Below are 19224 nucleotides of genomic sequence, written 5' to 3'. Positions count from 1 at the left end.
TCCGGACAGACTTTACCACCTGTCCGATGCGGCCATGGCGGAATTGGTAGACGCGCTAGCTTGAGGTGCTAGTCCCGCGAGGGGTGGAGGTTCGAGTCCTCTTGGCCGCACCAACTGTTCTTCCGAAACAGTGGTGCTCGTATCTGGCGAAGACCGGCGCGCGACAGCGCCGAGAGCCACCGAACCTTCCCTGATCGTCTCTCCTTTATCGAAGCACGCGTTCGCACGCACAGCATTCCCGTGCGCTCATGCGCGTCCCGGGCCGTGTAGCAGGCCGGATCATCATGCCGCTCCAGGCAGGAAGACGCTGGCACACGGTGAATAGCTGGTATGGCCGCGGCGAAAGCGGAAGATCGATTTATTGTGTGACCGAGAGAGTTGGACGGCTTGATTTTATCAAAGCACTTCTTCACTCTTCGTCTCGGCACCACGACGTTTGAGCGGTGCTCCGCGCCGCGAAAGCGCGGCTTGACCCTCTTTCATCGAGATTATCCTGTCCATGCGCCACCCTCGCGTGCGGCGTCCGTTCATCGTCGAATCCCGTGGCTCTTCCCGTGATGGCGGTTCCGTCGCGATCCCGAGGCGGGTTCAGCCGGCCCCGCAATCGCAGCAGGCCCTCCAGTCCGCGTCGCGCCCCCTCTTCGATCCCTGGGCGGCCGTGACGACGCCGGCTCCGGCCCATTCCACGGCCGAGCGGCGCATCCTCCCGAACATCATGGAAGTCCCCGAGCCGGTGCCCGCCGAGCCGGAGGTGGAGATCGCCGTCGAGGCGCCGCTGCCGCGCGTGCGCCGGGTGAAGCCCCGCGCCGCCGCCGCGCCGAGGCCGGCGGCCCCCCCGGTGGTGGTCGAGGCGCCCGCCGCGCCCGCCCCCGTTCCGGTGGCCGCGCCGAAGCCCCTGTCCGCCGCCCCGCGCCTGTCGCCGCGCGACGAGCGTTCGGCGCGCGCCGCCCTGCCGGCCGGGCAGCGCTGGAAGGCCCGCCTGCCCCGCGCCTGCTGGTAGCACCGGGAATTCGCCACAGATGGATCGTCCGGCCCTTCGGCCGGAGGCGATGGACGTCTCCGGTCTCCTGTCCCCGCGCGTGCGCGGCATCCGCACGAGCCAGATCGGCCTCGTGGCCGACCGGGGGCGCGACGATCCCGACGTGGTGAAGCTCTGGATCGGCGAAGGCGATTTGCCGACGCCGCCCTTCATCGTGGAGGCCGCCCACCGGGCGATGCAGGCGGGGCATACGCGCTACGCCACCTCGCTCGGCCTGCCGCGCCTGCGCGAGGCGCTGGGCGCCTACCACGCGCGCCATTGGGCCGTGGCGATCCCGCCCGACCGCTTCGCCGTGACGGCGGGGGGCATGAACGCCGTGATGCAGGCCGCCCAGGCCCTGCTGGAGCCCGGCGACGAGATCATCATCCCCTCCCCCGCGTGGCCGAATCTCGGCGAGGCGGTGCGGGTCACGGGCGGCGTGCCCGTGTCGGTGCCGTACCGGGTGGATGCGGAGGGCCGGTTCTCCCTGCCGCTCGCGGACATCGAGGCGGCGCTGACCCCGCGCACGCGGGTCATCATGGTGAACTCGCCCTCGAACCCCACCGGCTGGATCATGCCCGCCGGGGAGATGGTGGCCCTGCGCGACCTCGCCCGGGAGCGGGGATTGTGGATCCTCGCGGACGAGGTCTACGCGCATTTCACCTATGACGGGCCGATCGCGCCGTCCTTCCTGCAGATCTGCACGGAGCACGACCGGCTGATCGTCGCCAACACCTTCTCGAAGAACTGGGCGATGACCGGCTGGCGTGCCGGATGGCTGATCTTCCCGAAAGGACTCGCCGAGACCTTCGCCAAGCTCGGCCAATACAACACGACCTCGATCCCGACCTTCGTGCAGCACGCGGCCGTCATGGCGCTCGACGAGGGCGACGGGTTCATCCGCACCATGGTGGGGCGCTGCGCCGAGGCCCGCGCCATCCTGATCGACGGGCTCTCGCGCCTGCCGGGGGCGTCCATCGCGCCGCCGGAGGGGGCCTTCTATCTCATGGCCCGTCTCGTGGAGGACGAGCCGAGCCTGCCCTTCGCCCTCCGGCTGCTGGAGCAGGCGAAGGTCGGCGTCGCGCCGGGCACCGCCTTCGGCCCCGAGGGGGAGGGCTTCGTGCGGCTCTGCTACGCGATCAGTCCGGAGCTGGCGCAGGAGACCGTCCGCCGGATCACCGGCCTGCTCGGGCGCTGAGGCCCGTCAGGTCACGGGGAGCCGCAGCACCTTCGGGCGCCAGATGCCAAGCGCCACGTTGGCGGTCGCCACGGCCAGCAGCACCCAGAGGCTGTTGCGCTCCGGCCCGATGGTGGCGCCGAGGAGCATGGGATCGAGCTTTCCGGCGAGCGCCGCCGCGCTCATGCCGGCCTCGCGCTGCATCGGGCCCTGGATGTAGACGAAGCCGCCCTCGAACATCAGCACGCCCGTGGCGAGCTTCAGCCACGCCCAGCCCGCGCCCCGGTAGACGGGGTGGATCGCCATGGCGAGCAGGCCGGCGATCAGCACGAGGGCGAGGGAGGGCAGGAAGATCCAGGTCGCGACGGCGCCCATGGCACCCCGGATCAGCGCATAGCCGGCCAATTGCGAGGGCGGCGGCGCGACGGAGAACATCACGAGCAGCGCCGCCATGGCGCCCATGAGGCCGATGGATCCCATCGTGTGCAGGAACTTGAGCAGCTGCCGCATCGGACCCGTCACGGTTTCAAAAGGTCATGAGACCTTTTGCGGGTGCAGGGCGGCGCCCTGCAAGAGGCCGAGGCGACGCGCCCCGGCCCTTCAGACCGCCGCGCCCTCCACGAGGATCTCGCGCTTGCCGGCATGGTTGGCGGGGCCGACGAGCCCTTCCATCTCCATGCGCTCCATGAGCGAGGCGGCGCGGTTGTAGCCGATCTGCAGCCGGCGCTGGATGTAGCTGGTCGAGGCCTTCTGGTCGCGCAGCACCACCTGCACCGCCTGGTCGTAGAGGTCGCCCCCGCTCTCGCCGAAGGCGCCCGCATCGAACACCGCGCCGTCGATCTCGAGGTCGGCGGACGCCCCGCCCTTGCCCTTGCCGCCCTTCTCGGAAGCCGGCTCCTCGTCATCCGCCGTGACGGCTTCGAGGTAGCTCGGGCGGCCCTGGCGCTTCAGGTGCGCCACGACGCTCTCGACCTCGTTGTCCGAGCAGAACGGCCCGTGGACGCGGGTCGTGCGCCCGCCGCCGGCCATGAACAGCATGTCGCCCTGGCCCAAAAGCTGCTCCGCGCCCATCTCGCCGAGAATGGTCCGCGAGTCGATCTTGCTCGTCACCTGGAAGGAGATCCGGGTCGGGAAGTTCGCCTTGATCGTGCCGGTGATGACATCGACCGACGGACGCTGCGTCGCCATGATCAGGTGGATGCCGGCCGCGCGGGCCATCTGCGCGAGGCGCTGGATGGCGCCTTCGATGTCCTTGCCCGCCACCATCATCAGGTCGGCCATCTCATCGACCACGATGACGATGTAGGGGAGGGCCGACAGGTCCATCTCCTCGTCTTCGTAGACTGCCTCGCCGGTCTGCCGGTCGAAGCCCGTCTGGACGGTGCGCGTCAGGACCTCGCCACGGGCGGCGGCCTCGGCCACGCGGGCGTTGTAGCCGTCGATGTTGCGCACCGCGATCTTGGCCATCTTCTTGTAGCGCTCCTCCATCTCGCGCACGGCCCACTTGAGGGCGATGACCGCCTTCTTCGGGTCCGTCACGACAGGGGAGAGGAGATGCGGGATGCCGTCGTAGACCGACAGTTCCAGCATCTTGGGATCGACCATGATGAGGCGGCACTCCTCCGGCTTCAGCCGGTAGAGCAAGCTCAGGATCATGGTGTTGATGGCGACCGACTTGCCGGAGCCGGTGGTGCCGGCCACCAGCAGGTGAGGCATCCGGGCGAGGTCGGCGATGATCGGCTCGCCGCCGATGTTCTTGCCGAGGCACAAAGCGAGCTTGTGCTTGGTGTCCACGAAGTCTTCCGAGGCGAGGAGTTCGCGCAGGAAGACCATTTCCCGCCGGGCATTCGGCAACTCGATGCCGATGGCGTTGCGGCCGGGGACCACGGCCACGCGGGCCGAGACCGCCGACATGGAGCGGGCGATGTCGTCGGCGAGCGCGATGACGCGGCTCGACTTGGTGCCGGGCGCCGGCTCCAGCTCGTACAGGGTCACGACCGGGCCCGGACGCACGGCCAGGATGTCGCCGCGCACCCCGAAATCGCCGAGCGTGGCTTCCAGCAGGGTCGCGTTCTGTTCGAGCGAATCGGCCGATACGAGGCTCGCCTGCGAGGGGCCGCGCGCCTCGGCCAGGAGATCGAGAGCCGGCAATTCATAATCGTGCGGCGCGCGCTGCGGCGCCGGGCGCCGGGCGGGGGCCGGGCTCGCCACGGGCGCGGCGACCCGCGAGGGCGCCGCCGCGGGCACGGGGGCGGCCGGCACCGGCTCGGGCTCGTCCTCGTCCATCTCGTCGTGGAGGATGGGCTCGGCGCGCGGGGCCGGATCGAAGACAGGCTCGCGCCGCTTGGCCGCGCCGCGCTCGGCCTCGGGGATATGGTCGGCCCAGGGGGCGTCGGCATCCGAGAAGGCGCGCTTGGCCGCCAGCACCGGGGAGGCGCTGTCGATCTCGTCGCCCCGGCCGGCGCGCAGCCCCTCGACGCGGTGTGCCACGGAGGCGCGGGCGCGCATCAGCCCCTGGGCCAGGGCGCCGATGCCCACGAGGCCGAGGCCGGGCTCGTCGGTGTCGCCGTGGCGGCCGTCGCGGTTCCGGTCGGGCAGGCGGCGGACGGGATAGGGCTCGTCGGGGCTCTCCTCCTCCGCCGGCACGAAGCGGCAGGCGCCCGTGAGGCAGACGATCGCCACCGCCGCGAAGCCGAAGCCGGACAGCGGCGCGAGGCCGGAGAACATGCTGCCGAGGATGCGGCGGACCATGTGGAGCAGCCCGTCGCCGGCGACGCCGCCGAGGCCGGTAGGCAAGGGCCAGCGGGCGGTGGGCGGCAGGGCGCTCGCCACCGCGCTGGCGGCGCAGAAGCCGATGATCCAGAGGGCGATGCGCGCCCCGCCGCCGGGCAGGTCGCGCTCCCGCATCAGCCGCACGCCCCACAGGGCCGGCGGCAGGACGAAGGCCAGCGAGCCGAGCCCGAGCAATTGCATGGCGAGGTCCGAGACCACCGCCCCCACCTGCCCGAGGACGTTGTGGGCCGCGTGCTCGGTGGCATGGTTGAGGCTCGGGTCGTCCACCGACCATGTGGCCAGCGCCACCGTCATGGCGACGGCGGCCGTGAAGAGCACAAGGCCGCCGAGCTCCGTCAGGCGCTTGCCCATGAACGGGCGAAAGCCATCGACGAAGGTCTCGTAGGGCGACGCGGGGCGGCGAAGCGAGCGCATGCGGGACCGGACGCAGAACGAAGGACTCGTTTCAGACGCTGGCAGAGAGGGCTTAACGACCGGCTAAGGTTGAGGAAGGCTTGAGCGGACACGCAACCAGGGGTCCCGTCTTCGGGCGCGTGCAAAGCCGGTCCCGTTGTGGCACATGCCCCGCATGAAGATCGACGGCCGCCCCTATCGCACCATCTTCGCCGACCCGGACGGCCTCGGCGTCCAGGTGATCGACCAGACGCGCCTGCCCTTCGCCTTCGAGCTAAAGCGCCTCGCCACCCTGGACGACGCGGCGGTGGCGATCCGCACCATGATCGTGCGCGGGGCGCCGCTCATCGGCGTCACCGCCGCCTACGGGCTGGCGCTCGCCCTGCGCGAGGATCCTTCGCTGGAGGGAATCGAGCGGGCCTGCGCCACCCTCGCCGCCACCCGCCCCACCGCCATCAACCTGCGCTGGGCGCTGGACCGGGTGTCCGCCAACCTGCGCCAGATCGAGCCGCACGAGCGCTTCGCCCGCGCCTTCGCCGAGGCCGGGCGGATCGCCGAGGAGGATGTGGCGAGCTGCCGCGCCATCGGCGCCCATGGCGGCCGGCTGATCGAGGATCTGCATAAAGCCAAGGGCCGGCCGATCACCGTGCTGACCCATTGCAACGCGGGCTGGCTCGCCACCGTCGATTGGGGCACCGCCCTGGCGCCGATCTACGACGCCCATGACCGGGGCATTCCGGTGCATGTGCTGGTGGACGAGACGCGCCCCCGCAACCAGGGCGCGGCGCTCACCGCCTTCGAGCTTCACGGCCACGGGGTGCCGCATACGGTGATCGCCGACAATGCCGGCGGGCACCTGATGCAGCACGGCAAGGTCGATCTCTGCATCGTCGGATCCGACCGCACCACCGCCGAGGGCGACGTGTGCAACAAGATCGGCACCTACCTGAAGGCCCTGGCGGCGCGGGACACGAACGTGCCCTTCTATGCCGCCCTGCCCTTCTCCACGATCGACTGGACGCTGCGCGACGGCGTCGCCGAGATCCCGATCGAGGAGCGCGACGCCCGCGAGGTCACGCATCTCACCGGGCGCACGGAGGACGGCGGCTTCGCCACGGTGCAGGTGGTCTCGCCCGGCAGCCCCGTCGCCAACCCGGCCTTCGACGTGACGCCGAACCGGCTCGTGACCGGTATCATCACCGAGCGCGGCGTCTGCGAGGCAAGCGCGGAGGGGCTGCTCGGCCTCTACCCGGAGCGCCGCAAGGCCGCCTGAGCCTGCGGCGGCGCATCGCAGGGACCGCTCCGGGCGTCGGGCGTTGCCCGCTGGATTTCATTCTCCAGCGGACAGGGCAGGCTAATGTCGGACGATCACGCGGCGACCTGGGACGAGTTCAAGGACGCGGTCAACATGACCCCGGCGGCCCTGCGCAAGCACCTCGACAGCGAGGACAGCAAGGACGTCGGCCAGAAGAAGGGCGGCGGTGAATCCACCGGCCACGCGATGGGCCGGCGCATCCTTGAGATCAAGGACAAGAAGAAGGCCGACCTGACCGACGACGATTACGCCGCGATGAAGAAGGTGGTCGGCTACGTCCACCGCCATCTCAAGCAGGGCGGCGAGGCGCGCAAGGATCCGGATTCCGCGTGGCGCCTGTCCCTGATGAACTGGGGCCACGATCCGCAGAAGGATTAAGGCGGCCCCGGCGCCCGCGCTCAGTAGGCCGGCGGCACGATCCAGGACGGGGCGATCACGTATTCCTTGGGCCGCTTGCGCTGGCCGAGGCGCCCCTCGGAATACTGGTCGTTGTAATAGTCGAAGCCGGTGAGGCCGAAGCCGCCGCCGTTCATCACCTGCGCCACCGGCACGGCGGGCTGGGCGAGGTCGGGCCGGGTCGCCGGGGCGACCGGGCCGAGGATCGTGCCGTCGAGGACGCTCGGCGCATCCGGCGCGGTGAACACGAAGCCCTGCGGGCGCACGGGCACGGGGATTTCCTGGGCCCAGGCGCTCCCGGCGCAGAGGGCCGGAGCGAGGAAGGCAGCGGCTTTCACCGCACGGCGCAGGGTCGAGGAACTCACGCGATGCTCCGTCACTGGCTTGGGCGGGGACCGTAGCAGATCCGCCGGCCCCGACAAACGCGGGCTCAGCCGCGCGACTGGAGAACCACCGGCGGCGCCGCCGGCACCGGGCGGCAATTCGAGCGGAAGGCGTTCAGCGGCATCGGGCGCGAATCGCAGGCATAGGTATCCGTCGGGCCGGGGGCCGGCACGGGATCGCGCGCGATGATCGGGTTGGGCGCGCAGGCCGAGGCGGCGGCGGCGAGCAGCAGGGCGGCGATGGTGGACAGACGGCGCATGCGGCTCTCGGGACGCGGGACGGGACACCCCCATGCCGACCCTGCGCAGCCGGACGGCGCCTGACAAGCGCCGCCGCCGGGCTGCACGACCCTTTGGCGAGCCGTGTCGCCCGGCGGCAACATGCGATAGCGGGGCGGGAGCCCCGTCAGACGGCCTGCGCCATCGGCACGACGTTGTGCAGGGACTTGTCGGCGGCGTCGAAGAACCGGCGCAGGTTGCGCGCCGCCTGCCGGATGCGCTGCTCGTTCTCGACCATGGCGATGCGGACGTAATCGTCGCCGTGCTCGCCGAAGCCGATGCCGGGGGCCACCGCCACGTCGGACTTCTCCAGCAGCAGCTTCGAGAATTCGAGGCTGCCCATGGAGCGGTAGCGCTCCGGGATCGGCACCCAGGCGAACATGGAGGCGGCCGGGGCCGGGATCTTCCAGCCGGCCTTCCCGAAGGAATCGACCAGGGCCTCGCGGCGCTTCTTGTAGATGGTGCGCATCTCGTGGATGCAATCGTCCGGCCCGTTCAGGGCGGCGGTGGCCGCCACCTGGATCGGCGTGAAGGCGCCGTAATCGAGGTAGGACTTCACCCGCGTCAGCGCCGCGAGCAGCCGCTCGTTGCCCACCGCGAAGCCCATGCGCCAGCCGGCCATGGAATAGGTCTTCGACAGGGAGGTGAACTCCACGGTGCAATCCATCGCGCCCGGCACCTGCAGCACCGAGGGCGGCGGCTCGCCGTCGAAATAGACCTCGGCATAGGCGAGGTCGGAGAGCAGGATCAGCTCGTGCTTCTTCGCGAAGGCCACGAGGTCCCGGTAGAAATCGAGCCCGGCGACATAGGCGGTCGGGTTCGAGGGATAGCAGACGACCAACGCCACCGGCTTCGGGATCGAGTGCTGCATCGCCCGTTCGAGCGCCGGGAACATGGCCGGGGTCGGCTCGGCCGGCACGGAGCGGATCACGCCGCCGGCCATGAGGAAGCCGAAGGCGTGGATCGGGTAGCTCGGATTCGGCACCAGCACCACGTCGCCCGGGGCGGTGATCGCTTGGGCCATGTTGGCGAAGCCTTCCTTCGAGCCGAGCGTCGCCACCACCTGGGTGTCGGGGTTCAGCTTCACGCCGAAGCGGCGCGCGTAATAGCCGGCCTGGGCGCGGCGCAGGCCGGCGATGCCCTTGGAGGCGGAATAGCGGTCGGTGCGCGGGCGGCCCGCGGTCTCGCACAGCTTGGCGATGACGTGCCGGGGCGCATCGAGGTCCGGGTTGCCCATGCCGAGATCGATGATGTCGGCGCCGTTAGCTCGGGCGGCCGCCTTGATCCGGTTCACCTGCTCGAACACGTAGGGCGGGAGTCGCTTGATGCGGTGAAAGTCGGTCATCGGCGTTTCCATGGGCGCGCCCGTGTCGTTCAGGTCCCTGTGGGGCGCGAACCGCTGCGTATAGCAGAGCCGGCCTCGCCCGCCGACCCTTAAAAATCGGTCACTGCGGCGGGGGCGTGGCGGGTTTCGGGGCCGCCGGATCGGTCGGGGGCGCGATGCCCTTGGCGACGCCCTTGGCCGCGCTCTCGGCCGCCCGGCCCCGCGCCACGTTGCGGCCGCGGGCGTTCTCCAGCTCCGATTCGAGGGCCTTCTGGCTCTCGGCGCTCTTGGCGCGTGCCGTCCGCTTGGGGGCATCGACCCCTACCGCCATGAAATCCGGCGTGTCCTTCGGGCGGGTGTTCGTCACGAAGTCCGGGGCATCGACCTTGCGAGGCCCGTAGCCGGCATCGGCCGCGAGGGTGCGCACCGTGTCGCCCGAGCAGGCGCCTAGGGGCGTGACGAGGAAGGCGAGGGCAACGCAGCGTCGCAGGGCGGGCGTCATCAAGGATCCTCCCGCGCCGGTTAGCGGTTGCGCGATGAGAACATGGGTCGGTTGTCGCGGGGAAACCCGCGCCGGGGTGGCGAAACGTCCGGCTCGCTCCTTAATGTGTCGGAAACGAGGCTCGCCGGCACAGGCGGGCCGCGATGATCCAGGGAGGCAAGCCGTGACGAGCCCGCAGCACAGGCAGGCGGCGGAGAAAGCCGCGCCCACTCCGGCAGCCCCGGAGGCCTCTCCCGCCCTGCCCGATTTCGAGGCGATGTCGCGCAATGCCGGCCAACTGGTCGAGGCGCTGGGCCGCAGCGCCGCCCGCTACCTGAAGCCCGAGACGCCGGGCGGCCCCTCCGCCGAGGTCGGCGAGATGGTGCGCACCCTCGGCAAGGTCGCGGAATCTTGGCTGTCGGACCCGAACCGCACCGTCGAGGCGCAGACGCGCCTGTCGCAGGACTTCCTGACCCTCTGGGGCTCGACCTACCAGAAGCTGCAGGGCCAGCAGGCGCCGCCCGTGGCCGCGCCGGAGCCGCGCGACACCCGGTTCGCGCATCCCGACTGGTCGGAGAACCCGTATTTCGACTTCATCAAGCAGGGCTACCTGATCGCCACCCGCTGGGCGGAGGATCTGGTGGAGGATGCCGAGGGCATCGACGAGCACACCCGGCACAAGGCGCAGTTCTACCTGCGGCAGGTGACGAGCATGCTCTCGCCCTCGAACTTCCTGGCGACCAACCCGGAACTGATCCGCCACACCATCGCGGAGAACGGCGCCAACCTCGTGCGCGGCCTCAAGATGTACGAGGAGGACATGCAGGCCGGGAACGGGGCGCTGCGCGTGCGCCAGACCGACCCGTCCGGGTTCGAGGTCGGCCGCAACATGGCGGTGACGCCCGGCGAGGTCGTGTTCCGCAACGACCTGATCGAGCTGATCCAGTACGCCCCCTCCACGGAGACGGTGTTCAAGCGCCCGCTCCTGATCGTGCCGCCGTGGATCAACAAGTTCTACATCCTCGACCTGAACCCCCAGAAGAGCTTCATCAAGTGGATGGTGGACCAGGGCCTGACGGTGTTCTGCATCTCGTGGGTGAACCCCGACGAGCGGCACGCCGAGAAGGACTTCGAGTCCTACATGAACGAGGGGATCGAGGCCGCCATCGACGCGGTCGGCGCCGCGACGGGCGAGAGAGAGGTGGCGGCGGCGGGCTATTGCGTCGGCGGCACGCTGCTCGCGGTGACGCTCGCCATGCAGGCCGCCACCGGCCGCAAGCGCATCACCAGCGCGACGCTGCTGACCACGCAGGTCGACTTCACCCATGCCGGCGACCTGAAGGTCTTCGCGGACGAGGAGCAGATCCGCCAAGTCGAAAAGACCATGGGGGAGCGCGGCTATCTGGAGGGCGCGCGCATGGCCAACGCCTTCAACATGCTGCGGCCGAACGACCTGATCTGGCCCTACGTCGTCAACAACTACATCAAGGGCAAGGCCCCCTCGGCCTTCGACCTGCTCTACTGGAATTCGGACGCCACCCGGATGCCGGCGGCGAACCATTCCTTCTACCTGCGCAACTGCTACCTGGAGAACAACCTCGCCAAGGGCCGGATGGTGCTCAGCAACGTGCGCCTCGACCTGAAGCAGGTGAAGATTCCGGTCTTCAACCTCGCCACCCGCGAGGACCACATCGCCCCCGCCCTGTCGGTGTTCAAGGGCTCGAAGCGCTTCGGCGGCACCGTCGATTACGTCCTGGCGGGGTCGGGCCACATCGCGGGGGTGGTCAACCCGCCGGCCAAGCCGAAATACGGGTTCTGGACCGGCGGTCCGGTGAAGGGCCAGTTCGAGGAATGGCTGGAGAAGGCCGCCGAGACGCCCGGCTCGTGGTGGCCCTACTGGCTGCGCTGGATGGAGGCGCAGGCCCCCGAGCGGGTGCCCGCCCGCAGCCCCGGCGGGGGCGCCCTGCCCTCCCTCGGCCCGGCGCCGGGCACCTATGTCCGCGTCCGGTCCTGACGGGCCGGACGCCGCACACGGAAAGGTCGCAGGATGAAGCTGATCCGCCACGGCGCGCCCGGAGACGAGAAACCCGGTCTCGTGGATGCGAAGGGGGGCCTTCGCGATCTCTCGGGCATGGTGAGGGACATCGCCGGCCCGGCGCTCTCGCCCGAATCCCTCGCGCGGTTGAAGCTGATCGACGCCGAGCGCCTGCCGCTCCTGCCGCCGGGCACGCGCCTCGGCCCCTGCGTCGGCGGCACCCGCAACGTGGTGGCCATCGGCCTGAACTACGCCGACCACGCCGCCGAGACCGGTGCGCCGATCCCCTCCGAGCCGATCGTGTTCAACAAGGCCCCGTCGAGCCTGTGCGGGCCCAACGACACGGTGATCCTGCCCAAGGGCTCCTCCTGCACCGATTGGGAGGTGGAGCTGGCGGTGGTGATCGGCCGCCCGGCGAGCTACGTCCACGCCAACGAAGCGCTGGACTACGTGGCCGGCGCCTGCATCTGCAACGACGTCTCCGAGCGGGACTGGCAGATGAACCGGGGCCCGACCTGGACCAAGGGCAAGAGCGCCCCGACTTTCGGGCCGCTCGGCCCCTGGCTCGTGACCCTCGACGAGGTCGGCGACCTCAAGGGCCTCGCCATGAGCCTCGACGTGAACGGCACGCGCCGCCAGACCGGCTCGACGGCGACGATGATCTTCGATGTGCCGCAGATCGTCGCCTATTGCTCGCATTTCATGCTGCTGGAACCGGGCGACGTCATCACCACCGGCACGCCCCCCGGCGTCGGGCTCGGCATGGACCCGCCGACCTACCTGAAGGAGGGCGACGAGATGGTGCTGCGCATCGCCAAGCTCGGCGAGCAGCGCCAGAAGGTCGTGGCCTTCGACGCCTGGACCGCGAAGGCCGCCGCGGGGGCTTGATTTTTCCCGGCCGAGCCCGGCAAGAAACGGCATGAGCGAGCCTGCCGTGACCCTCCGGGACGACATCCGCCACGATTGGACCGTGGAGGACATCCGCGCGATCCACGATGCCCCGCTGATGGACCTCGTGTTCCGGGCGGCGACGATCCATCGCCGCTACAACGACCCGGCGGACATCCAGCGGGCGTCTCTGCTCTCGATCAAGACCGGGGGCTGCCCCGAGGATTGCGCCTATTGCCCGCAATCGGCCCACCACAAGGAGGCCGGGGTGGAGCGCGAGCGGCTGATGAAGCCGGAGGCCGTGCTGGCCGAGGCCGCCGCCGCCAAGGCCGCCGGCGCCCACCGCTTCTGCATGGGCGCGGCGTGGCGCCAGCCGAAGGACGGGCCGGAATTCGACGCGGTGCTCACCATGGTGCGCGGCGTGCGCGCCATGGGCATGGAAGCCTGTGTGACGCTGGGGATGCTCTCGCCCTCGCAGGCCGGTCGCCTCGCCGAGGCCGGGCTCACCGCCTACAACCACAACCTCGATACCGGGCCGGATTTCTACGGCGACATCATCTCCACCCGCACCTACGACGACCGGCTCCGCACCCTGGAGAACGTCCGCGCGGCGGGGATCGGCGTGTGCTGCGGCGGCATCGTCGGCATGGGCGAGGAGACGACCGACCGGGCCGCGATGCTGCAGGTCCTGGCGAATCACGCGCCCCACCCGGAGAGCGTGCCGATCAACGCCCTCGTGGCCGTGCCGGGCACGCCGCTGGCCGCGCAGCCGGCCATCGACCCGTTCGACCTCGTGCGGATGTGCGCCACCGCCCGCATCGTGATGCCCCGCGCCCGGGTGCGCCTGAGCGCCGGCCGCAAGAGCCTGACCCGCGAGGCGCAGACCCTGTGCTTCCTGGCTGGCGCCAACTCGATCTTCTACGGCGAGCGCCTGCTGACGACGGCCAATGCCGACGAGGACGCGGACGTCGCCCTGCTCGCCGACCTCGGCATCCGCGTGCCGGTGGAGACCCGCGCCGCGGCGGAGTGATCCGCCGCCTCCCTCACGCCGCCGGCAGCACGATCCGGAAGCGGGTGCCGTTCGACGTCTCGTCGAGGCAGAGGCGGCCGCCGTTCATCTCGATGAGTTCGGCGGCGATGGGTAGGCCGAGGCCGGTGCCGCCGGCCTTCACCGAGCCCTGGAACGGCGCGAACAGGTTCTCCCGCGCCCGCTGCGGCAGGCCCGGCCCGTTGTCCGAGACGAGGATCGTCACCTTCTCCTCCGGCCCGGCGGCCGCCGTCACCCGCACCGTCGCCCCCGCCACGGCCGCCCCGTCGAGGGCCTGCACGGCGTTGCGCACGAGGTTGGCGAGCGCCCGCGACACCTGCTCGGAATCGGCCAGGACCGAGAGCCCGCCCCCATCGACCTTCACCGCGACCGTTTGCGCAGCGAGGGCGGCGATGTCCGGCAGGTCGGCCAGCAGCGGGGCGAGCGGCGTCGGCGCGAGGCGCGGTTCCGGCTCGATGGCCCTGCCATAGGCGAGGGTGCCCTCGCAGAAGCGAATCGCCCGCGCCAGGGTGCCGACGAGGCGCGGCGCGATGCGCTGCACCGAGGGGTCGGCGGCGGATTCGAGGCGGTCGCCGAGGAGTTGCGCCCCCGTGAGGAGGTTGCGCAACTCGTGGCTGATCTTGCTGACGGCGAGCCCGAGTTCCGCGAGGCGCCGCTTCTGGCGCAACTGGTCCGCGAGGCCGCGCTGCATCTTCGCCAGGGCCGCCTCAGCCTGCCCGATCTCGTCGGCGCGGTCGGAGGGTGTGATGATCCGCGCGGCATCCTCCGGCGCGTCGGCGAAGGCGGTGATGTTGGTGGCGAGCCGGCGCACCGGGCGCACGATCAGCACCTGCAGCGTCACGAAGACCAGCCCCGCCGCCACCGCCGCGATGATGAGCGAGGAGACTGCGAGCCGGAGGGCATAGTCGATCATCGCCGTGCGCAGGGGCGCCTCGTCGAGGAGGATCTCCACCCGGCCGAAGCCGGGCTTGCCCTCGCCGAGGACGCGGATCGGCTCCGTGACCGGCGAGACCAGGGTGCGCCACGCCCCGCGCAGGGCGCTCCAGGTCGTGACCTGCCCGAGATCGACCGTGTCCGCGACCCGCTCGGGGATCGGCTCGATGGCGAGGAGGCGCTGCGCCCCGCTGCCGCGCACGACGATGGCCCGTGCGTTGACGCCCTGGAGCAGCCGGCTCTCCAGATCCTCCGAGACGGGCTCCGCCGTGCGGCCATCGAGGACCAGGGCCGCCACCTGCGCGGCGGCCAGCCGGTCGTCCATCCACTCGATCCGGTAATTGGCGACGGCGGGGACGAAGGTCAGGATCTCCGCCACCACCACGAAGGCGACGGTGACGAGGAACAGCCGCCCGGACAGGCCGAGCCTGCGCGGGCGCAGGTCGACACCGGCCACCGGGGCGGCCGACACCTCCGGAGCCGGTCCGACAATGCTGTCGGTTTCCGCTTTCACGCGAACTCACACCCCCCCGCTTCCACCGCCGTCGGACGGCGGGACGATGGAGCAGCCCACCGTCGATAGCTTCGGCCCGCCCCAGCGTCGAGGGCAGGATCACCCGCTGCGTATGAATACCTCTGCAACGATGCCGCGCCTCAGGCCCGGCGGCGCATCCGCCGGCCGAGGACGAGGGTCACGAGGCCGAAGACGCCCAGGGAGCCGAGACCCGCGACCATCTTGGGCGTGACGAGGGCGGACAGGGCGATGGCGTCGTCGCAGCCGGTGCCGCCGTCCGCGAGGCAGGCGGCCCGCGCCGTCTCGTGGGCGGCGACCACGTCCTCGATCCCCGCGCCGGTGGTCGCGTAGACGAGGGCGCCGGGCAGGAGACCGAGGAAGGTCGCGGCGACGAAGGTCCGCAGCCGCACGCCGCAGGCGGCCGGCGCGAGGTTCGTGACCCAGAACGGAAAGAGCGGCAGCACCCGGAAGGTGGCGATGTAGCCGAAGGCGTCCCGCCGGAAGGCCGCCGCGAAACGGTCGAGGCGCGGTCCACCGAAGCGCTGCAGCAGGTCCCGGCCGGGGCCGCGCCCGATGGAGAAGACGAGGGAGCCCCCGGTCGTCGCGGCGCAGACGGCGAGCAAGGCCCCCGGCACGATGCCGAACAGGAAGCCGCAGACCATGGTGAGGAACAGGGTCGCCGGCACGGAGACGATGACCGCGCCGAGATAGACGAGGAAGGCCACGACCATGGCCCGCCCGTAGCCCTCCGCCACGAAGCCCTTCAGCCAAGCGCGGGAGGCGAGCAGCCTGTCGAGGCTGAGGAGATGCGCCGCGCCGGAGACGAGCACCGCCACGGAAAGGCCGATGAGGAGGATGAGGGGCAGCCAGCGGCGCACTGGCCGCCAGCGGCTCTCCGGGGGCGCCTGCGCGCTCACCCGGCCTTGCGCATCCGCAGGATCTTGAAGAAGCCGCCGGGGAAGGTCGGCTTCAGGCCCAGCACCTCGACGCCGTTGCGCCGGGCCCAGGCCTCGATCCGCGCGGCCTTGAAGTCCGACGACCAGCCGATCTTCGTGCAGAGGGGCGCCACCACCTCCTCGACCTTGGCGAGCGGCCCGGAATCCTGGCCGAAATGGTTGGCGAGCACGATGCCGCCGCCCGGCTTCACCACCCGCAGGAATTCGGAGAGCGCCGCCTCCGGGTCCGGCACGAGGGTGATGAGGAACTGCGCCACCACCGCGTCGAAGCTCGCATCGGCATAGCCGAGGTGGCACACGTCCATCACCTGAAGGCCGCGCACATGCGACAGGCCTTTGCGATGCACCTTGCCCCGGGCGCGCTTCAGCATGTCCTCGGAGAGGTCGACGCCGCAGACGAAGCTGCCCTTCGGGTAGTAGCCCAGGGCCAGCCCGGTGCCGACGCCCGCTTCCAGGATGCGCGGCCCGTGGAGGGAGGCCGCCTCCACCGCCGCCCGCGCGGCGGGCTCGGTGAGCTTGTCGTAGACCACGTCGTAGACGGGCGCCCAGCGGGCATAGGCCTTGCGCATCAGGGCCGTGCTCGGCCCGGCCACCTGCGGCTCGCTCAACATGACTGTCGGATGGTCCTGGGTTGGAAGAAGCTAGGCCGCCACGGGGGGCAAATGGCGCACGATCAGGCCGCTTCCAGCGGCTTGGCCGAGAACGCATCGACGCGGCGAATGGTGCCGCCGCCGAGCACCCGCGCGCGGGAATCGTCGTCGTCGTAGATGACGCAGGCCTGACCGGGGGAGACGCCGTCCTCCGCTTCCGCCAGGACGATCTCCGCCCCCCCGTCGTCGAGGGTGAGGAGCGCCGGCCGGGGCGGACGGGTGGAGCGCACCCGCACCGCCACGGGGAGGTCGCGCACCGCCTCGCGGGCGCCGTCGCCCAGCCAGTTCAGCTCGGTGAGGCGGATTCGGCTGGTGGCGAGCGCCGCGCGGGGGCCGACGACCACGCGGGCGGTCTCCGCCTCCAGCCGCACGACGTAGAGCGGCTCGCGCCCCGAGAGGCCGAGGCCCCGGCGCTGGCCGACCGTGTAATGCAGGATGCCCTCGTGCCGCCCGAGAGACCGGCCGGACAGGTCCACGATCTCGCCGGGGCGGGCGGCGTCCGGGCGCAGGCGGGCGATCACGTCGCTGTAGCGGCCCTGCGGGACGAAGCAGATGTCCTGGCTGTCGGGCTTCTCGGAGATGGCGAGCCCGAGGTCGCGGGCCAGCGCCCGCGTCTCGTCCTTGCCCATCTCCCCCAGCGGGAAGCGCAGGAACGCGAGCTGCTCGGCCGTCGTCGCGTAGAGGAAGTAACTCTGGTCGCGGGCCGGGTCCATCGCCCGGTGCAGCGCCCGCCCGCCGCCCGGCAGGGGCCGGCTCGCCACGTAATGGCCGGTGGCCAGCGCGTCGGCGCCGAGTTCCTTGGCCAGCCCGAGGAGGTCGCGGAACTTCACCGTGCGGTTGCACTCAACGCAGGGGATCGGCGTCTCGCCCGCGAGGTAGCTCTCGGCGAACTTGTCGATCACCGCGTCGCGGAAGCGGTCCTCGTAATCGAGGACGTAATGGGGAATGCCGAGATGGTCGGCCGCCGCGCGGGCGTCGTTGATGTCCTGCCCCGCGCAGCAGGCGCCCCGGCGATGGGTCGCCGCACCGTGGTCGTAGAGCTGCAGGGTGACGCCCACCACATCGAACCCCTGCCGCTTGAGCAGGCCGGCGACGACGCTCGAATCCACGCCGCCTGACATGGCGACGACGACGCGCGTCTCGTGGGGTGGGTTCGGAAGGTCGAGGGTGTTCATCTCGGGCCGCGTCAGGCGGCCTTGCGCCCGAGGCTGCCGGTCCGCCGGCCCCGTCTATAGCGGTTGCGGGCCCCGGTGAAAACCGCCACCCGGCAGATCCTGCCGGCCGGACGGCAGCTTCCGCCGTCGCAGGCGCTCCGACGCCGGGGGGACCGCCCGGCCTTCCCGTGATTTTTCAAAGGCTTAACCGATTTCCGGCCGTGGCTCGGCCCTTGCTCACTCGGCAGGGAGGAGTCAGGTGCATGGCATTGGGCGGGACGGATCGGGTGGAGACCAAGGCCTGGCGCGCGCAAGGCCAGAGGGCCGAGCCGGCGTGGCGCGCGGCCGATTCACAGCCGTCGCGGTTCGACGCCATGCTCGCCAAGCCGGAGGCCGCGACCCCGCGCAAGGCGGAGGACACGCGGAGCCAGGACCGCACCGCCGCGCGCCGGGACGACACGTCCGCCGACACCCGCGAGACGAAAAAGGCCCGTTCGTCCGCCGACGATTCGCCCCGCGCGGCCCGTTCCGACGACGGCAAGCCCCTCCGCGACAAGGCCCCGGCCAAGCAGGACGCGGGCGACGGCAAGGCGGCCGAGGCCGAGGCGACCCCGGAGAACGCGGCCAAGCCGGCGAAGGCCGCCGCCGCCGCGGACGGCGTGGCCAAGGAGGAAGCTGCGGCGGCGACGCCCACCCCGAATCCGGTGCTGATCCAGATCCAGCCGAACCCGGCGGCGCCGTCCCCGGTCGCCGAGGCCCAGGCCGCCGCGACGGCCACGGGAGAGGCCGCCGCCGTGGCGAGCGCCGCCGCGTCCGTGCCCGGCGCCGTCGATGCCTCCGGGACCGGCGAGACCGCCGCCCCCACGGACGGCAAGGGCGCCGACGCCAAGGATTTCCTCGCCCTCCTCGGCGAGACCGGCGCGGCCCAGGCCGACGCGCCCGCCACGACCGCGCCGCAGGCCGCCGCCGCGACCCAGGGCGTCACGCAGGCCGCGTCCAGCACTCCGGCGGCGGCGACGCAGCCCGCCCAGGCGCCCGCGCCGACGCAGGCCCCCGTGCCCCTCGGGCAGGTGCCGATGACCATCGGCCTGCGCTCGCTCGCCGGCTCCAGCGAGTTCCAGATCCGCCTCGATCCCGTCGAGCTCGGGCGGATCGACGTGAAGCTCGAGATCGACAAGGCCAAGGGCACCGTGGCGACCCACCTCGTCGTGGACCGGCCCGACACCCTCGCCCTGCTCCAGCGCGACGCCGGCCAGTTGCAGCAGGCCCTGACCCAGGCGGGGCTCGACCCCAGCGCGGGCGGGGTGAACGTCTCCCTGCGCGGCAACGGCGGCAACGCGGGCGGGCAGTCCAACGGCCAGCCGGGCGGCGACAGCCGTCAGGCCAGCCCCTGGTCGGCCGACCGATCCGACACGCCCACCGAGGCCGTGCCCCTGCGCATCCTGCGCGGCTACGGCGGCCTCGACATCCGAATCTGAGGAGACGAC

18 protein-coding genes and 1 tRNA gene are annotated in these 19224 nt (G+C 71.4%); 9 read left to right on the top strand and 10 right to left on the bottom strand.

What is annotated here, in order from left to right; translation table 11 throughout:
• The first annotated feature begins 28 nt into the window (after nucleotides 1-28).
• From ACXJ1Y_RS17840 to ACXJ1Y_RS17830, 3 genes are all read left to right on the top strand, one after another.
• Nucleotides 29-113: transfer RNA gene (locus ACXJ1Y_RS17840), tRNA-Leu, on the top strand.
• Nucleotides 114-499: 386 nt separating this feature from the next.
• Nucleotides 500-1000: a hypothetical protein gene (locus ACXJ1Y_RS17835; protein WP_463847484.1), complete on the top strand. Its 501-nt coding sequence runs from the start codon at nucleotides 500-502 to the stop codon at nucleotides 998-1000.
• A gap of 19 nt (nucleotides 1001-1019) precedes the next feature.
• A complete protein-coding gene (locus tag ACXJ1Y_RS17830; protein ID WP_463847483.1) occupies nucleotides 1020-2216 on the top strand; it encodes a pyridoxal phosphate-dependent aminotransferase in 1197 nt (398 codons plus the stop codon).
• A 6-nt stretch (nucleotides 2217-2222) separates the two neighbouring features.
• Here the strand turns inward: ACXJ1Y_RS17830 and ACXJ1Y_RS17825 are convergent, their stop codons facing one another.
• Together ACXJ1Y_RS17825 and ACXJ1Y_RS17820 are read right to left on the bottom strand one after the other, a co-directional pair.
• The gene (locus ACXJ1Y_RS17825; RefSeq protein ID WP_463847482.1) at nucleotides 2223-2705 is read right to left on the bottom strand and encodes a hypothetical protein; all 483 of its coding nucleotides are present in this window, start codon (nucleotides 2703-2705) and stop codon (nucleotides 2223-2225) included.
• 90 nt (nucleotides 2706-2795) lie between these two features.
• Nucleotides 2796-5402 (bottom strand): DNA translocase FtsK, encoded by a 2607-nt coding sequence (locus tag ACXJ1Y_RS17820; RefSeq protein ID WP_463847481.1) that lies wholly within the window; start codon nucleotides 5400-5402, stop codon nucleotides 2796-2798.
• Nucleotides 5403-5556: 154 nt separating this feature from the next.
• Here ACXJ1Y_RS17820 and mtnA point away from each other — a divergent pair, with 154 nt between their 5' ends.
• Complete coding sequence (mtnA, locus tag ACXJ1Y_RS17815; protein ID WP_463847480.1) at nucleotides 5557-6654, top strand: S-methyl-5-thioribose-1-phosphate isomerase; 1098 nt, start codon at nucleotides 5557-5559, stop codon at nucleotides 6652-6654.
• A gap of 84 nt (nucleotides 6655-6738) precedes the next feature.
• Entirely contained in the window at nucleotides 6739-7074 is a 336-nt protein-coding gene (locus ACXJ1Y_RS17810) for a DUF3140 domain-containing protein (RefSeq protein ID WP_463847479.1), read from the top strand.
• Between the two features lie 20 nt (nucleotides 7075-7094).
• On the opposite strand, the gene ACXJ1Y_RS17805 is transcribed toward ACXJ1Y_RS17810, so the two are convergent.
• The 4 genes from ACXJ1Y_RS17805 to ACXJ1Y_RS17790 all read right to left on the bottom strand — a co-directional run bounded on the left by ACXJ1Y_RS17805 (nucleotide 7095) and on the right by ACXJ1Y_RS17790 (nucleotide 9580).
• The gene (locus tag ACXJ1Y_RS17805; RefSeq protein WP_463847478.1) at nucleotides 7095-7457 is read right to left on the bottom strand and encodes a hypothetical protein; all 363 of its coding nucleotides are present in this window, start codon (nucleotides 7455-7457) and stop codon (nucleotides 7095-7097) included.
• A 65-nt stretch (nucleotides 7458-7522) separates the two neighbouring features.
• The gene (locus ACXJ1Y_RS17800) at nucleotides 7523-7735 is read right to left on the bottom strand and encodes a hypothetical protein (RefSeq protein ID WP_463847477.1); all 213 of its coding nucleotides are present in this window, start codon (nucleotides 7733-7735) and stop codon (nucleotides 7523-7525) included.
• 146 nt (nucleotides 7736-7881) lie between these two features.
• Nucleotides 7882-9099, bottom strand: a complete 1218-nt coding sequence (locus tag ACXJ1Y_RS17795; RefSeq protein WP_463847476.1) for an LL-diaminopimelate aminotransferase — start codon at nucleotides 9097-9099, stop codon at nucleotides 7882-7884.
• A gap of 100 nt (nucleotides 9100-9199) precedes the next feature.
• Nucleotides 9200-9580, bottom strand: a complete 381-nt coding sequence (locus ACXJ1Y_RS17790) for a hypothetical protein (protein ID WP_463847475.1) — start codon at nucleotides 9578-9580, stop codon at nucleotides 9200-9202.
• Nucleotides 9581-9836: 256 nt separating this feature from the next.
• On the opposite strand from ACXJ1Y_RS17790, the gene ACXJ1Y_RS17785 reads away from it, so the two are divergent.
• From ACXJ1Y_RS17785 to bioB, 3 genes are read left to right on the top strand one after another with little or no spacing between them, the layout of a single operon-like run.
• Nucleotides 9837-11573, top strand: coding sequence for a PHA/PHB synthase family protein (locus ACXJ1Y_RS17785; RefSeq protein ID WP_463850153.1), 1737 nt, complete (start codon nucleotides 9837-9839; stop codon nucleotides 11571-11573).
• A 33-nt stretch (nucleotides 11574-11606) separates the two neighbouring features.
• A complete protein-coding gene (locus tag ACXJ1Y_RS17780; protein WP_463847474.1) occupies nucleotides 11607-12482 on the top strand; it encodes a fumarylacetoacetate hydrolase family protein in 876 nt (291 codons plus the stop codon).
• A gap of 31 nt (nucleotides 12483-12513) precedes the next feature.
• Nucleotides 12514-13512, top strand: a complete 999-nt coding sequence (bioB, locus tag ACXJ1Y_RS17775; protein WP_463847473.1) for a biotin synthase BioB — start codon at nucleotides 12514-12516, stop codon at nucleotides 13510-13512.
• Between the two features lie 13 nt (nucleotides 13513-13525).
• On the opposite strand, the gene ACXJ1Y_RS17770 is transcribed toward bioB, so the two are convergent.
• The 4 genes from ACXJ1Y_RS17770 to mnmA form a co-directional block, all read right to left on the bottom strand.
• A complete protein-coding gene (locus tag ACXJ1Y_RS17770) occupies nucleotides 13526-14935 on the bottom strand; it encodes a sensor histidine kinase (protein WP_463847472.1) in 1410 nt (469 codons plus the stop codon).
• A gap of 182 nt (nucleotides 14936-15117) precedes the next feature.
• Nucleotides 15118-15894 carry a TVP38/TMEM64 family protein gene (locus tag ACXJ1Y_RS17765; RefSeq protein WP_463847471.1) on the bottom strand — a complete coding sequence of 259 codons (777 nt, stop codon included), beginning with the start codon at nucleotides 15892-15894 and terminating at the stop codon, nucleotides 15118-15120.
• A complete protein-coding gene (locus ACXJ1Y_RS17760; protein WP_342162362.1) occupies nucleotides 15891-16544 on the bottom strand; it encodes a class I SAM-dependent methyltransferase in 654 nt (217 codons plus the stop codon). The genes ACXJ1Y_RS17765 and ACXJ1Y_RS17760 overlap by 4 nt, the downstream gene beginning before the upstream one ends.
• Nucleotides 16545-16606: 62 nt before the next feature.
• On the bottom strand, nucleotides 16607-17758 hold the full coding sequence (gene mnmA, locus ACXJ1Y_RS17755; protein WP_463847470.1) for a tRNA 2-thiouridine(34) synthase MnmA: 1152 nt from the start codon (nucleotides 17756-17758) through the stop codon (nucleotides 16607-16609).
• A 242-nt stretch (nucleotides 17759-18000) separates the two neighbouring features.
• On the opposite strand from mnmA, the gene ACXJ1Y_RS17750 reads away from it, so the two are divergent.
• The gene (locus tag ACXJ1Y_RS17750) at nucleotides 18001-19215 is read left to right on the top strand and encodes a flagellar hook-length control protein FliK (RefSeq protein WP_463847469.1); all 1215 of its coding nucleotides are present in this window, start codon (nucleotides 18001-18003) and stop codon (nucleotides 19213-19215) included.
• Nucleotides 19216-19224: the final 9 nt, after the last annotated feature.

The organism is Methylobacterium sp. TK26 (assembly GCF_055361565.1).
Note: the sequence above shows the minus strand (reverse complement) of the source record. Positions and strands in the feature narration are given on the sequence as shown.